The sequence below is a fragment of the Gloeocapsopsis sp. IPPAS B-1203 genome (assembly GCF_002749975.1).
Lineage (GTDB): Bacteria > Cyanobacteriota > Cyanobacteriia > Cyanobacteriales > Chroococcidiopsidaceae > Gloeocapsopsis.
In genome coordinates, this window is the sequence record NZ_PEIG01000009.1 from 73537 (window position 1) to 89227 (window position 15691).

Sequence of the window (15691 nt, forward strand, 5' to 3'; positions counted from 1 at the left end):
TAGAAGTATAATCTAAAACACATCATCCCAGAACGAGATCAGAGTCATCAGTGTGTTGAGGCAATAAACCTGTGACGACTACAAGTGAAATTGGTTGGCGTGGATTGAAAATAGTAGGATTTATAGGAATTGTCGGAGCGATCGCACTTTCACAAACTTGCGTTCAAGCCCAGATTACACCAGATACCACGCTTGGTAGTGAAAATTCAGTAGTAACACCTAATGTTGTTATTAATGGAACTGCGAGCGATCGCATTGATGGTGGTGCAATTCGCAGTACTAACCTATTTCACAGTTTTCAAGAATTCAATATTGATGCAGGAAGAGGCGCTTACTTTAGTAATCCTGCGGGAATTGAAAACATTCTCAGTCGAGTTACAGGAAACAACCCTTCTAACATTCTGGGTACGCTTGGTGTTTTAGGTAATGCTAACCTATTCTTGATAAATCCCAATGGTATTATTTTTGGACAAGGTGCTAGTTTAGACATTCAAGGCTCATTTGTTGCCTCAACCGCAGATCGAATTCAACTTGGTGACAGTGGATATTTTAATGCAACGGAACCACAGCAGAGTAGTTTACTTGCAGTAACTCCAGGAGCGCTATTTTTTAATCAAGTAGCTAGTCAACCAGGGAATATTATCAATACAGGCAATTTAGCCGTAGGTAAGAACCTTACTCTATCAGCAGATAATCTGAATCTTCAAGGTCAGCTTTTAGCAGGCGAGAATTTAATACTGCAAGCGAACGACACAGTGCAAGTAAGAGATAGTGTCGTAAATCCTTTCATTGCAGCAGCGGGTGGAAAATTACTTGTTCAAGGACAAGCGATAGACATTTTTGCCTTAAATCATGCCAATAGTGGGCTATTTGCTGGTAAAGATTTGGTGCTACGTGCAAATACAATAGGAGGCGATGCTCATTTTTGGAGTGGCGGAAATTTTCGGATTGAGCAGCTTGATGGAAGTTTAGGAGATTGGTACAGTCTTTACGATCCAATCATATTTGTTGCCGGAGACTTATTCTTTAATGACTATGTTGGAACTTCATTACATATTTTAGCTGGAGGTTCTGTAATTGTTCCTGGTACAATTGCAATTATGGATGCAGACACGGCATCGACGTCAATTGCTGAAGACATCACGCTATCAGATGGTACAGTATTGCCTATTGATGGTAGCGATCGCCCAACACTTGATATTCGCGCCGGAGTCGATCCTGCGATAGTTAGTAGTCCAGATGGAATTGCCGTTATTGGTTCTGGCTTATTCTTTGGTGGAGAATACGAGACAAATCCCTCTAGTGCTGATATTTCAATTGGGAATATTATCATAGATCCTCCAGATGGTGTTGTTTATCTGACCAATCAGTATCAACCTAACCTTTCTCTAACATCTGCAAACATTAAGATTATTGGAGAAGGGTTCTCTAGAATAGGGGCAGAGTTTCAAAAACTTGGAATTGATGCGCGTGGAATTGGTGGAAATGGTAGTTCAGTTGTCCTTGATTCGCGAGGTAGTATTTTCCTCAATCAAAACGCCTCTATCAACTCCTCTTCTGACATGAGTCAATCTGGCGATATCAGACTGATAACGAACGAGCAGATTTCTCTTGGTTCTAAATCTTCCGTCACTTCGTTCTCTGACTTTGGCAAAGAGGGCGATATTAGCTTAAATGCTAATGAGATTCAGCTTGCTCCCTTTGCTTCTATTCTTGCCAGTGGTGACGGAGGTGATATTCAAATCCAGGGAAATAGGTTACTAATGCAGGAATTTTCCCAAATTGTAGCTACTACTACTGGAACAGAAGCCGGAGGCAGTATTTTCATTCAAGCGAATGACTCTATTCGTATAGATGGCGGAAACATTTTTACATTTGTAGGCTTATTTGGCTCTCCCCAAACTTCAGGTGATGGTGGAGGTATCACTATCAAAACTGGAGACTTAAGCATTACAGGTACTGCACTATTTGTCGGCGAACCATTTCCTAACGGCTTCCGCACCGGTGGCGATATTACATCAGATACATTAGGTTCAGGAGATGCGGGAACTGTAACAATTGATGCTAGACAGGTAAGACTCACCAATGGAGCACAAATTAGAGCTTCTACCCTTAGTACAGGAAATGCCGGAGATGTCATTATTCGTGCTTCAGAATCTGTTGAAGTGAGTGGTCTATCGTCTGATGACAATTTTTTTGTTAGCAAAATAGCTTCTCAAGTCAATTCAGGAGCTACTGGAACTGGGGGAGATGTACTTATTGAAACTAAGCAGCGCCTGACGGTTAGCGATGGCGCACAGATACAGGCTGGTACATTTGGCAGTGGTTCAGGAGGAAGTCTTACAGTAAACGCTACTCAATCGATTGACATCTCAGATACAGTAATTGACGACAATCCAACAGGTCTTTTTACTGGTCCAGAAGGTGCTGGGGCAAGTGGAACCGGAGGAGATTTAACTGTCACAACTGGGCAACTAAGCATGATCGGCGGAGAAACAAACATCTCTTCTGAAGTTAACTTTGAAGCCTCTGGCAATGCGGGCGACTTACTAATTGAAATTAGCCGCTTAGTTATTGGAAACGGAGGACGGATTAGTGCCGCAACATTTGGAACTGGGCAAGGCGGAAATCTTACTGTTAAAGCTTCTGAATCAATCAATTTACTTGGCGTAGACAATACAACAGAAGATACAGATTCGAGTAGTCTTTCGACTGCAACTTTTGGCGGTGGAAATGCGGGAAATTTAACAATTCAAACAGGACTGTTAAGCGTTCGGGATGGAGCAATTGTATCAGCGGCTACTTTGGGTCAGGGCAATGCAGGCTCGTTGCGAATTGATGCGACTGAATCAATAGAAGTTAGGGGAAGGTTTGCAGATGGGTTGTTGCCTAGCGAGTTGAGTACTGCTGTTGGATCAGACGCCACAGGTCAAGGAGGAGATTTGAGTATTGTAACTAGGCAATTAACGGTTCAGGAGGGGGGACAGATATCTGCTTCGACTTCTGGAAATGGTCGGGGAGGAAACATTGATATTCAAGCTGGATCAGTGAGATTAAGCGATCGCGCCCAAATTAATGCGAGTTCTCAACAGCAGGGAAATGCAGGAAGCATTACTATCAATGCAGATAATCTGATTGAGTCTACTAACAGTGACATTCTCACTTTTGCCGATCAAGCTAGTGGTGGAGAAATAGCGATTACAGCCCAAGACATCCGCCTGCGTGGAGACAGTGACATTCAAACCAATGTTGCTAGTGGTACTGGTGGCGGTGGTAACATCACCCTAACTGCTAACTCGATCCTCGCATTCGATGACAGCGATATCCTCGCGTTTGCCCAAGACGGTCGCGGTGGTAATATTGCTCTTAATACTCCTGTATTCTTTGGTGAAAACTTTCAACCAGCTGCACTTAATAGTGACCCAAGTACTTTAGATGGCAATAACCGCGTTGATATTAATGCCAGTGGTGCAGTAGCTGGAGTTGTTGATATCCCCGATGTTAGTTTTATTCAAAATAGCCTGACAGAATTGCCTGCTAACTTAACTAACACCGAAACTTTAGTCGCAAACAGTTGTGTAGCACGTAGTCGCAATCAAGCAGGTAGTTTCCTCATTACAGGTGCTGGTGGTTTGCCGAGTCGTCCAGGAGAGCAAGCAGCCTCTACATATTCTACTGGAAGTGTGCGTTCGGTACCTGATACAAGCTCTCGTACATGGCAACTAGGCGATCGCATTGTTGAACCTCAAGGCGCATACCGCTTAAGTAACGGGCGATTGATTTTGAGCCGCGAGTGTTCTTAGTCATTCGTAGCTTTTTATTAAAAAGTATAAGAGTGAACATCTTTTATAGAGCATTTTATTGTATAAAATACACTTAAAAATAATATAAATTCAGCAAAATTACTGATAAAATTTAATAAATGAATATCAATATTCTTAGTACACTCCAAACTGAGAAAGGAATCGCGATCGCCCTCAGTATTATCCCCATTCTCATCACCAAAAGTGTCTCAGCACAATCTCCACCATCAGGAGTCACGCTTCCACCCGATACACCAGAAACAATCGAACGCACTCTTCCGCAACCGCCACAACCACCGCAAACACCACCACAGTTACAGTTACCCGCACCTACATTAGAAGTTCCTCCAACTCCATCACCCGAAACTCCTCCGATAACAGGCGATCGCTTTCTTGTCAACAAAGTAGAAGTACTAGGAAGTACGGTTTTACAAGACGAAATTGCTGAATTAACTGAAGCTTTCACAAACCGTGAAGTTACTTTTGAAGATTTAATTCAACTGCGCACAGATATTACTCAGCTATATATTAATAATGGCTACGTTACCTCTGGTGCATTTTTGCCTGTCAATCAAGATATTACTAGTGGTATTGTCACAATCCAAGTTGTTGAAGGCGAACTCGAACGTATCGATATCACTGGATTACAAAGGTTACGTTCAGAGTATGTGCGATCGCGTTTAGAAAATGCAAGTAAAACACCTGTCAATCAACAACGCTTAGAACGTGCGTTACAACTATTACAAATTGATCCGTTAATTCGTCAAGTCAATGCAGAGTTAACTGCAGGAAGTACCGCTGGGCGCAATGTGTTGCAAGTCAGTCTGCAAGAAAACCCTCCCTTCACCGCTGGCTTGAATACAGATAATCGTCAGTCTCCTAGCATTGGTTCACTGCAAGGAAGTGTATTTGCAACCCACAATAATTTATTAGGATTTGGCGATCGCTTGAGTGCAGAGTATGGTGTTACTGAGGGACTCGATATCTATGACATTAACTATGCAATTCCTGTAAATGCCCGCAATGGGACACTGGGTTTACGTTACGGTAATAGCGATAGCCGGATTATTGAAGATCCTTTTCGCGACTTTGATATCAAAAGCGATACCCGCACCTTGTCACTGTCATTTCGTCAACCTGTCTCACAATCTCCTACCAACGAGTTTGGATTATCTTTAGCATTTGATCTGCGTCGCAGTCGGACTTTTTTACTTGGTGAACCGTTTTCCTTTAATGAAGGACCTGATAATGGAGAATCAAGAGTGAGTGTAGTGCGCTTTGCTCAAGATTGGGTAGACCGTGGGACAACACGAGTTTTAGCAGCGCGATCGCAATTTAGTTTTGGCATTGATGCCTTTGATGCCACAATTAACAATACTGACACTGATGGTAGATTCTTTAGCTGGTTAGGTCAGTTTCAATGGGTACAACAACTCTCACCTAGAATTATTTTACTATCTCGAGTGGATGCACAGCTGACACCAGATTCCTTATTATCGCTAGAAAGATTTGGTCTTGGTGGAATTGATACTATACGCGGCTATCGTCAAAACGAAATTGTTGCAGATAATGCCATTTTAGGTTCAGTGGAAGTTCGCATTCCGTTGACATTTAATCCAAACATACTGCAAATTGCACCTTTTATTGAGATTGGTACAGCTTGGAATAATCGCTTTCCTAATCCTGATCCGGCGACGCTTGCTGGTTTAGGACTAGGTTTGCGTTGGTTAATTAGCCCAAATCTAGCATTACGTCTCGACTATGGAGTTCCACTTATAGCAGTTACCAATAGAGGTAATTCCTTACAAGATAACGGTCTTTACTTTTCCTTGCGCTATCAACCGTTTTAATCAGAAATATCAGTTGAAGTAAAGCATTAGTTTATACTCAAATTAACTTTAATATCAAGAGTTCTTTGGCTTGCTTTGAAAAGCAAGTTAATCGCTGATTAAGATCAAGCCTAATATTTTAGGTGAACCAGATTAGACTGTCTATAAATTTATCTTTATGAATTAGTTCTAAAAATCTAACTCATCTGGCTGATTTATATTTTCAGATTGCTTTGCTGTTAATCGCCAACTATTTGTTGTTTCTACTTGAAGTGAGAGTTCAGAAATTACATCTTTTAATTCTTTTTGTAACTTTTGAGTTAAAGTAATTGGAAAATTAAACTCTAATCCATGCTCCTGAATGACTGCTGCTAATTGAGCAAACTCTGCTTTTATTGTTTTGCGTTGCGACTGTGAAAGTTTTAAATTATCAGTTTCTAAAACTTCCTGGGTTTGCATGGCTGATTTTAAACGTGTTTCAATATGCTCAAATTCAGAAGTTAATAATTGTAGCTGTTGTTTTAATTCTAGATATCTTGTAGTCAAATAGCTTAAATCTTCTGTTGCAGGATTAGGATTATTAAGAAGTCGCAATTGCAATAGTTGTTGATGTACCATTGCTAGATAAACTGGGTCCATCTTTGCATATTGTAGTTGAATGTCGCTCAAAGGTCGCTGTCCCCAGTCACTTGTCTGCTCAGTTTTATCAACTGCTATATGACACAAAGCTTCAGTTAAAGTTTTTAAAGACAAGTTAGGTAATGGCAGAAGATAATATGGGATTTTTTTTGCCATTTCTAAAGTACATGTAATATTCTTTGCCTTATTCTTCCCAAGGAATTTTAAATCATAACTAGCTTGATGAAATACTTTTTCAATTGATGGGTTAAACATAATTGTACATACAAATTCATCTATAATTTCAGGTTGATTTAGAACATCTAAAACAACTACTGTTTCTCCCGTAATATCCTTCTCATTATTTAAAAACTGAATCAAGGACAAACGAGGGTTACGAGTATTAAAATCTGCTATTTCTGTGTCAACCCATAATATTTTTGCTTGAGTATATTGGGCAATCAAAGTACGGATTTCATTAGTATTTTTTGAATAAAGCATTAGAAAAAATCTATACGAAACTAATTGCTATTTTGACTAGTTTTAGAATTGCCTATATAGGAGTGAACACTAGGACTAAGACTGATTAAATCTTCAATATTGCGTACCATTGTGTCACAAATAGCATTGAGAGGCAAATCGTTATGGTCATAACCAAAAGGATTTTCTATTTCAATACCAATTTCTTCAACACCAAAAACAATAAAACTTACTAAAGCAACAAAGGCTCCAGTCCACCAACCTAAATTACCAACAAGATTAAAAGGTAATAATGAGCAGTAAATTAATAATAGCTGTTTTAAATGAATTGCATAAGCAAGCGGAATAGGGGTTTTTAAAATACGTTCGCAGGCTCCTAGGACATCTACCATGCTATTGAGTAAATTTTGCAATGCAACTAATTGATAAGCATCGATGCAACTACGATTGTACTGAATTTGTAAATAGTCTCCAATCCAAAAAGCTATTTCTAATGGAGGATTATTCATGGTTTTTAATTTATTAAATTGAGCTGGAGATATCAAACTAGCTAATTCTTGGTTGACAGGCTTTGCTCTTAAGTGGAGTTTAGTGGCTATAGCAAAAGCAGCTAAAAGCCTTAAAGTCGTAATTTTACTTTCTCTATCTTCTGGGTTAACTTCAATAACTGCTACCCAAATTTGCCGTGCTAAGTTCCGTACATTATTAACCAAAGTCCCCCAAGCTTTACGTCCTTCCCAAAAGCGTTCATAAGCTGTATTAGTTCTAAAAACAAGCAGTAAACCAATAACAACACTAGGCACAAGATTACCAAAAACAGGTTGGGATACAGGAAATTTTAAATGATATAATAGCGAAATAAAGAAGCCAAATAAGGCACATATTAATACTCGATAAAAAATTGCTGGAATGACTGAACCACGAAGCCGAAAAACTAATTTAAACCAGTGGATTTTTTCGCTATGCATCAATTATACTCCCTTTAAATCTATATAGTGGCAGACTCATTATTAAATAACTCTCTTTGTTTTTTGATAACCTCAAGGATAATAACCTAAGAAATAAGTCTAATTTATATAGAGGGATATACCATGAATGCCCGTTGGGAATTTTGGATCGATCGGGGAGGTACATTTACCGATATTGTGGCAAAAAGTCCTACTGGCAAAATCGTCATTCATAAACTATTATCTGAAAATCCCGATCGCTACACTGATGCTCCTATACAGGGTATTCGAGACATTTTAGGTATTGCACCTGATGCACCAATACCAGCAGATCAAATCGCTACGGTGAAGATGGGGACAACAGTCGCGACGAATGCTTTGCTTGAACGTAAAGGCGATCGCACAGTGTTAGTCATAACAAAAGGATTCGGCGACGCACTCCGCATTGGCTATCAAAATCGCCCTGATATTTTTGCTCGGCAAATTGTGCTACCAGAAATGCTCTACGAGCAAGTAATTGAAGTAGAAGAACGCTACACCGCTCAAGGCGAAGAACTCATTCAGTTAAATCTCAATTCTATGAGCAGTCAATTACAAGCTGCTTATCAAGCTGGTATCCGTTCATGTGCCATTGTTTTAATGCACGGTTATCGCTATCCGACGCATGAGAAGGAAATTGCCACTCTAGCGAGGACCATCGGCTACACTCAAGTATCAGTATCGCACGAAGTTAGCCCGTTGATGAAATTAATTAGTCGAGGCGATACAACAGTTGTTGATGCCTATCTGTCTCCCATTCTGCGCAGATATGTAAACCAAGTATCAAGTCAACTATCAGGTTACAGCAATCAGGCAACCAACCCAGATAATATCACTGACACCCCTCACCCCTCCTTAATGTTTATGCAATCAAACGGCGGTCTTGCTGATGCTCGAACTTTTCAAGGAAAAGACAGTATTCTCTCAGGACCCGCTGGCGGAATTGTTGGGGCAGTACAAACAAGCTTGATAGCTGGATTTGACAAAATTATTAGCTTTGACATGGGTGGAACTTCTACTGATGTCGCTCACTACAATGGCGAGTATGAACGTACCTTTGAAACTGAAGTTGCTGGAGTGCGTTTGCGGACTCCGATGATGGCAATTCATACAGTGGCGGCTGGTGGTGGTTCCATTTTGCACTTTGACGGAGCGCGATATCGTGTAGGTCCAGAGTCAGCAGGCGCTCATCCAGGACCTGCGGCTTATGCTAAAGGTGGTTCATTAACAGTAACCGACTGCAATGTGATGGTGGGGAAGTTACAACCAGAATTCTTTCCGCAAGTCTTTGGTGTGAATGGCGATTTACCTTTGGATGCAGAAGTTGTACGGCAGAAGTTTGCAGAATTAACAAGAGAAATTGGAGATGATCGCACGCCGGAACAAGTAGCAAGTGGTTTTTTAGCGATCGCTGTTGAAAAAATGGCAAATGCGATTAAAAAAATCTCTCTCCAACGTGGTTATGATGTTTCTGAATATACATTGTGCTGTTTTGGCGGTGCTGGTGGACAACACGCTTGTTTAATTGCGGATGCATTGGGGATGCAGCAGGTGTTTATTCATCCCTATGCAGGAGTGTTGTCTGCTTATGGCATGGGTTTGGCTGATGTACGAGTAATTCGGGAACAAGCTGTAGAGGAGGTTTTAAGTGGAGAGTTGGATTTAGCAGGGGTGTTGGCTGTGTTGGAGGCTGAGGGGAAGGGGGAGTTGAACCACAACACCAAGGGTATTGAGGTTTTGGGCAAGGTGCATTTGAGGTATGAAGGGACAGATGCAGCTTTGATGGTGAATTTTGATGATGTGGAGGTGATGCGAGGAGAGCTTGAAGGCTTGCATCGTCAGCGTTATGGGTTTATTGCGCCGGAGAAAAGATTAATTGTTGAGGCGGTTTCGGTTGAGGTGGTGGGTAAAAATGATGTTCCTGAGGAGGAAGTTGTTTTACGTAAGAGTAATGAAAAAATAGCACTAGCAACTGTGCAAATGTATACAATGAATGCTTGGCAAGCCACGCCTGTGTATCAACGCGAACAATTGCAGCCAGATGACACTATTTCAGGTCCTGCACTGATTGTAGAAGCAACAGGGACGAATGTGATTGAACCAGGATGGACTGCAACAGTAAGCGATCGCAACCATTTAATTTTACAGCGAACACACCATCAACCTAAAAAATCACTAGCCACTAGCCACCAGTCACTAGCCACTTCCCGCGATCCCGTCATGCTAGAAATCTTCAACAATTTGTTTCGGGCGATCGCTGAACAAATGGGAATAACGCTACAAAATACCAGTTCTTCAGTCAATATTAAAGAAAGGCTTGATTTTTCTTGTGCCATTTTTGACTGTGACGGACAGTTAGTTGCTAATGCACCACACATTCCAGTTCACTTAGGTTCAATGAGTGAAAGTGTTCAAGCACTCATTGCTGATCGCAAAAATACTCTCAAACCAGGAGATGTTTTTGCCTCAAACAATCCCTACAACGGCGGAACTCACCTTCCTGATATCACTGTTATTACTCCTGTATTTCCGGCACACCCTTCACTAGCCATTAGCCACTCCCCACTTTTCTACGTCGCCTCACGCGGACACCATGCAGATATTGGCGGGATGACTCCTGGTTCTATGCCACCCAATAGTACCACTGTAGAAGAAGAAGGAGTTTTACTAGATAATTTTCAGCTCATTGCTGATGGTACATTTAGAGAAAAAGAACTATTAGAACTCTTACAAAATGGGCGCTATCCAGTCAGAAACTCTATCCAAAATATTGCTGATTTAAAAGCACAAATTGCTGCAAATGAACGTGGTGTTCAAGAATTGCACAAAATGGTAGGACACTATCAATTAGACACTGTACAAGCTTATATGAAGTTTGTTCAAGATAATGCCGAAGAATCTGTGCGTCGTGTCATTGATATTTTACAAGACGGTAAATTTACTTGTTATTTAGATAATGGCAGTGCAATTAAAGTGACTGTTTCTATTAATAAATCTACTCGCAGCGCTTGTATCGATTTTACAGGAACTTCGCCACAAATTAAAAGTAATTTTAATGCTCCTTCTGCTATATGCAAAGCGGCAGTATTATATGTTTTTCGCACTTTAGTAGATGATGATATTCCATTAAACGCTGGGTGTCTTAAACCTTTGGAAATTATTATTCCTGAAGGTTGTTTACTGAATCCACACTATCCCGCTGCTGTCGTCGCTGGAAATGTCGAAACTTCTCAAGCAATTACTGATGCGTTGTATGGTGCTTTAGGCATTATGGCAGCCTCTCAAGGAACTATGAATAACTTTACCTTCGGCAGCGATCGCTATCAATATTACGAAACTATTTGCGGTGGTTCGGGCGCTGGAAAAGATTTTGATGGTACCGATGCTGTACACACTCATATGACAAATTCTCGTCTTACCGATCCTGAAGTTTTAGAGTGGCGGTTTCCTGTATTATTAGAAAGCTTTAGCATTCGTTCTGATAGTGGTGGTAAAGGACATCATCACGGTGGTAACGGCGTTATCCGTCGCCTTCAGTTTCGCGAACCAATGACAGCAGCCATTCTTTCAGGGCGTCGTACTGTTCCTCCATTTGGTTTGTATGGTGGAGAAAATGGTGTAGTAGGAAAAAACACAGTTGAACGTAGCGATGGAACTATCGAGGAATTAGGAAGTACTGCAACTGTTGAAATGCAACCAGAAGATGTGTTTGTAATTAAAACTCCTGGTGGTGGAGGTTATGGTGAATCAGTAGAACTGCTTGCGTGAATGACAAACTTCCTTCGACTTCCTTCAGGGCTATCAAAGCAAAGTTTCAGGAGTTTTGAATTTTAAGTTTTGTTAGCGTAGCGGTGCCTTAGCACGTTTTGAATTCAAAACGTTTTATAACTTAACACTTCACGACTCATAACCCTAAATTGGTGGACTGTGTTTGTGCAGCAGCGAATTCATTCGCCCTCGGTTAGTCTACAAAAAATATAGATTTAAAATAACTCTTTCAGGTTCCAATCTCAATTGTGAAAGAGGAAATATTGAGATGATGCTCGAACTCGTTTAAATTTATACTTTTTAATTTCAAGGTAATCGAGGGATTGATTTCTCTATCATTAGACTGATGGCGGACTTCATGACTCTTAACATAATTTCTAAGGTAGAACAAATATCACGTTAGGAGTACTCCCTTGGCTGACGAGTTCAAAAAAGGTGACAAAGTAGAGTGGAAAACCTCACAAGGTAAAACCACAGGTGAAGTCAAGAAAAAACTTACTTCCTCAACTAATATCAAAGGACATCACGTCGCGGCTTCAAAAGATAACCCTGAATACTTGGTTGAAAGTGATAAATCAGGAAAAGAAGCAGCACATAAACCAGATGCTTTAGAAAAAATTGAGGAGTAGTTTGCAATGAGTGATGATAGTACGACTATTGACGAGTTTCTCAATGTTGTCAATATGACACCAAAAGAACTTGAAACTTGGCTAGATACAGACGAGTCTCAATCAGTAGGACAAAAAGATGGAGATGATGAATCAATAGGTCACAAGTCAGGTAAACGGATAGTCGAACTTTTGCAGAAGAAAAGCGACTATACAGATGATGACTTATCTCACATGAAGAAAGTCATTAGTTACGTTCACCGCCATACTGCACAAAAACCATCTAGTGACATAGAAGACTCGCGATGGAGATACTCGTTAAAAAATTGGGGACACGACCCTTTAAAGTAAATCAACTTAACCAAACCAGTGAGATGGTTCAATACTGCATTGCACTGATTCTGGAAGGTGATGATTAACCCAATCAGATCTTTCTTGTAAGATAGAGCAGATGCCTTGGTGAATTAAATTTTCGAGTTGTAATTGCTGCTGGGAACTTGGCAACTGATAGTTGAATGATATTGCTTTTCGTTCATTATCAACCACACTATAAACGCAGGGAATTCGATTGAGAACATAGGCAATTAATTCTTGTCTGAGATCTGGAATAGCAAACGCTCTTTGATAAGGATGACATGGATATGTATCTAAAACGTTTTCAATCTCTGTTATGACGGCTTGCTGGGTTAAATTAACGACTGTTTTAAACATTTTTCAACTTCACCCCAGTTTACTTAACGCTGTGTGCAGGTTACAGATTCTTAACACTTCTTGCGTAACTGACACTCCTCTTTGAGGCTAGCAGTGAGGCTTAGAGTAATAGCGTTCTTGTCCAAGACTGCTGATTAACTGCTTATCTTATTTGCAAACCAACTTTTGTTTTGTAAAAAAACGTAGAATCAGATTGATAAAACCAATACTACTCGGTAAAAGCGTAATGCACCACTACTTTAATATATAAACCAAGTCATTTTAGATGGTATCGATTTAGCATAAATCTATACAAAACAAAATATTTCAATCGCCGCTCATTAGTTGATAAAATATTAAACTTTCCTTTGATAAAAACGTGAATAATGTAAGCTATCAAACAAAATGAAAGTTGAAGACGTAGTAAGTAACTGATCCCTGTTAAATTAGCCTAATTTTGCAAATAGACAGCTTCAAGCTCTATCAAAGTAAGTTTTTCACTTGATGTTTATGTATTGTATTGAAGAATACCTTTAATTAAACGAAAATTTGGATCGAGAGAATAAACGTAGTCAGAATTAATTAAGTAGCTAAACGTAGGGCGATCGCTCGACACGACCGCAAAAACGAAAGAAATTTCTATTCAATCAATATAATTAGCTCGATCCAACTGACTGTAAGTATTAACCTAGAAAAGGTAGAGAGTAGAATGTAGACTAGGGACTTGGAGGAAGCGACGTTGGACGAGCTGAGAGCGGCGCTAGAATTAGCCACTGAAGATGAGTTGCAACAACTCACAGATATTTTGTTTTGCCGTAAATTTAATCCGCTTGATTATTTACACACTCCTGAGCCAATAGAAGTGCAAAGCCGCGATCGCTCTTCCTGGCTAGACGCCATTGAGCAGCGATTTCGCTATTTAGCCGCAGATGGCATGACAGTGTTGCAGGGGCGTACAGAACAAGTAACTTATCGGCAAACATTGATTCGAGTCTGTCGTTATCTAAAAATTCCGTACTCTAATAATCTGACTACGACTGATTTAGAAGCAGAGGTATTCCTAAATTTATTAGGACGAGCATGGAAGCATCTTCCCAGCCAAGAGCAACAAAGCTTAACACAGCGAGTACAGCGATCGCTTGCCAAATTGAAATTGACAGAAAAAATCCCCTCAATCGTTCAGCAAAATCCAGTAGCGTTGTTAATTAAAGGTGGTAGTGCTTTAGCCGTTAGTTCAGTTTTGAAGCCGATACTTTTACAGCAAATTGCCCGACAGTTCGCTCTACATTTTGCTAGCTACCAAGTTGCCAAGCAAGCACTTGTTAAAGGTGGTACAGCAGCAGCAACTCAATTTCACAGCCATCTAGCGTTACAAACAGCAAGAAAAGGTATGGCAGCGAGTGCAGCACGTTACGGCGCAGTTCGTGGTATTTTTGCCTGGATGGGTCCTGCATTATGGACGTGGTTTTTTGCTGATTTAGGATGGCGAGCGATCGCCACAAACTATGGTCGTATTATTCCAACAATCTTTGCCCTGGCGCAAATTCGCTTAACTCGCACCGAGTCTTGGCAGCTTGCGTAATTGGAGAAAGCAAAAAGATGGGCAAGAAAAGAGTATTATTGCAGCAGCACTCTAATGCCCGTCTCCAAACTGCCTGGACTTTAGCTCAAATTGGGTTACTCGTTTTCCCTTTAGTTCCTATTTTAGGAGCTTTGGGCATATTTTTTGCATTGGTTGATACCTGGCGGCATAAGTATCGTGACATTATCCACTCGCCGTTGAACTGGGGATTAGTCATTTTAGCCACTTGGCTAGTTATCACAACTGTTTTGGCTGACGATCGAGTTGCAGCGACTTTAGGTTTATTCAACTTCTTACCATTTTTTGTCTTATTTGCTGCCTTTAGTACTCTTATCCAAACACCTGCTCAGCTGCGGCAATTAGCTAAGATTTTAGCGATCGCATCAATTCCAGTCATCATCCTTGGCTTTGGGCAATTATTATTAAGTTGGACAACTCCAGCATCGTTGTCAGGTATTCTGGGTTGGACGCTAGTCGCTCAAGGTAATCCCCCTGGGCGCATGGCTTCTGTTTTCATGTACGCTAATATTCTTGCGGGTTATTTAGTCATTACTTTTATTTTGGTATTAGGGTTATGGCTAGAGTCTCTCACACCAAAAGCAACACTCAATAATCAGCTCTTATTGATGGCAGTTGTTGGTAACTTTGTTGCTTTAATCTTGACAAATTCGCGCAATGCTTGGGCGATCGCTTGCTTGATCATTTTTGCTTTTGCACTTTACCAAGGCTGGCGGTGGTTAGTGATGGGAGTTAGTGCGATCGCTGGTACTATTGTTCTAGCTGCTTTTGCTCCCTCACCGTTAAGTCATCTGTTACGCACAGTTGTGCCTCAGTTTTTCTGGGCAAGATTAACAGACCAACTCTACCCGAATCGACCAATTCCTTTTTTACGCACTACTCAATGGCAGTTTACACTGTCTTTAACTCAACAACGTCCTTTAACAGGTTGGGGATTGCGTAATTTCACACCCTTGTATGAAAATCACATGCATGTTTGGCTAGGACATCCACATAATTTTTTTCTCATGTTCGCAGCAGAAACAGGCATATTAGGAATCGTATTTTTAAGTACTTGGGTTGGGTGGATTTTATTTCGGAGTATTCAACTATTACGCAATTGGCAATCTACTTATCTAGAGCAAGAAAAAATCATCTTTTTTAGTTATCTCGTCGCATTTTTTGCTTGCATCATATTCAACACTGTAGACGTCACAATTTTTGATTTACGCCTTAATACTTTAGTTTGGATACTACTCGCTGCAATTTGTGGTGTTTGCAATACGAGCAAATATAAGCCATTTGTGCAACAAAAAGATGTTTAATACCA

Annotated in this window: 10 protein-coding genes; 7 read left to right on the plus strand and 3 right to left on the minus strand. The window is 40.5% G+C overall.

Annotation, left to right across the window (positions count from 1 at the left end; translation table 11 throughout):
* Positions 1 to 71: 71 nt before the first annotated feature.
* Together CSQ79_RS16535 and CSQ79_RS16540 are read left to right on the plus strand one after the other, a co-directional pair.
* Positions 72 to 3803: a two-partner secretion domain-containing protein gene (locus tag CSQ79_RS16535; RefSeq protein WP_099702269.1), complete on the plus strand. Its 3732-nt coding sequence runs from the start codon at positions 72 to 74 to the stop codon at positions 3801 to 3803.
* 119 nt (positions 3804 to 3922) lie between these two features.
* Positions 3923 to 5653, plus strand: coding sequence for a ShlB/FhaC/HecB family hemolysin secretion/activation protein (locus CSQ79_RS16540; protein ID WP_099702270.1), 1731 nt, complete (start codon positions 3923 to 3925; stop codon positions 5651 to 5653).
* Positions 5654 to 5821: 168 nt separating this feature from the next.
* Here CSQ79_RS16540 and CSQ79_RS16545 read toward each other — a convergent pair whose 3' ends face one another.
* Positions 5822 to 6751, minus strand: coding sequence for a ribonuclease D (locus tag CSQ79_RS16545; protein ID WP_099702271.1), 930 nt, complete (start codon positions 6749 to 6751; stop codon positions 5822 to 5824).
* Positions 6752 to 6771: 20 nt separating this feature from the next.
* Positions 6772 to 7698, minus strand: a complete 927-nt coding sequence (locus CSQ79_RS16550; protein ID WP_099702272.1) for a bestrophin family protein — start codon at positions 7696 to 7698, stop codon at positions 6772 to 6774.
* 123 nt (positions 7699 to 7821) lie between these two features.
* Between CSQ79_RS16550 and CSQ79_RS16555 the strand changes: the two genes are divergently transcribed.
* From CSQ79_RS16555 to CSQ79_RS16565, 3 genes are all read left to right on the plus strand, one after another.
* Complete coding sequence (locus tag CSQ79_RS16555) at positions 7822 to 11484, plus strand: hydantoinase B/oxoprolinase family protein (RefSeq protein ID WP_099702273.1); 3663 nt, start codon at positions 7822 to 7824, stop codon at positions 11482 to 11484.
* Positions 11485 to 11897: 413 nt separating this feature from the next.
* Entirely contained in the window at positions 11898 to 12113 is a 216-nt protein-coding gene (locus CSQ79_RS16560; RefSeq protein ID WP_099702274.1) for a hypervirulence associated TUDOR domain-containing protein, read from the plus strand.
* 6 nt (positions 12114 to 12119) lie between these two features.
* On the plus strand, positions 12120 to 12443 hold the full coding sequence (locus tag CSQ79_RS16565; protein ID WP_099702275.1) for a DUF3140 domain-containing protein: 324 nt from the start codon (positions 12120 to 12122) through the stop codon (positions 12441 to 12443).
* A gap of 6 nt (positions 12444 to 12449) precedes the next feature.
* On the opposite strand, the gene CSQ79_RS16570 is transcribed toward CSQ79_RS16565, so the two are convergent.
* Positions 12450 to 12803 (minus strand): late competence development ComFB family protein, encoded by a 354-nt coding sequence (locus CSQ79_RS16570; RefSeq protein WP_099702276.1) that lies wholly within the window; start codon positions 12801 to 12803, stop codon positions 12450 to 12452.
* Between the two features lie 718 nt (positions 12804 to 13521).
* Here CSQ79_RS16570 and CSQ79_RS16575 point away from each other — a divergent pair.
* Positions 13522 to 14364 (plus strand): YaaW family protein, encoded by an 843-nt coding sequence (locus CSQ79_RS16575; RefSeq protein ID WP_099702277.1) that lies wholly within the window; start codon positions 13522 to 13524, stop codon positions 14362 to 14364.
* 17 nt (positions 14365 to 14381) lie between these two features.
* On the plus strand, positions 14382 to 15686 hold the full coding sequence (locus tag CSQ79_RS16580) for an O-antigen ligase family protein (protein WP_099702278.1): 1305 nt from the start codon (positions 14382 to 14384) through the stop codon (positions 15684 to 15686).
* The last annotated feature ends 5 nt before the right edge of the window (positions 15687 to 15691 follow it).

Excerpts from the sequence above, each read along its gene's own strand:
- CSQ79_RS16540 (WP_099702270.1), top strand. The coding sequence starts at position 3,923 with ATGAATATCAATATTCTTAGTACACTCCAAACTGAGAAAGGAATCGCG.
- CSQ79_RS16545 (WP_099702271.1), bottom strand. The coding sequence starts at position 6,751 with ATGCTTTATTCAAAAAATACTAATGAAATCCGTACTTTGATTGCCCAA.
- CSQ79_RS16550 (WP_099702272.1), bottom strand. The coding sequence starts at position 7,698 with ATGCATAGCGAAAAAATCCACTGGTTTAAATTAGTTTTTCGGCTTCGT.
- CSQ79_RS16555 (WP_099702273.1), top strand. The coding sequence starts at position 7,822 with ATGAATGCCCGTTGGGAATTTTGGATCGATCGGGGAGGTACATTTACC.
- CSQ79_RS16565 (WP_099702275.1), top strand. The coding sequence starts at position 12,120 with ATGAGTGATGATAGTACGACTATTGACGAGTTTCTCAATGTTGTCAAT.
- CSQ79_RS16570 (WP_099702276.1), bottom strand. The coding sequence starts at position 12,803 with ATGTTTAAAACAGTCGTTAATTTAACCCAGCAAGCCGTCATAACAGAG.
- CSQ79_RS16580 (WP_099702278.1), top strand. The coding sequence starts at position 14,382 with ATGGGCAAGAAAAGAGTATTATTGCAGCAGCACTCTAATGCCCGTCTC.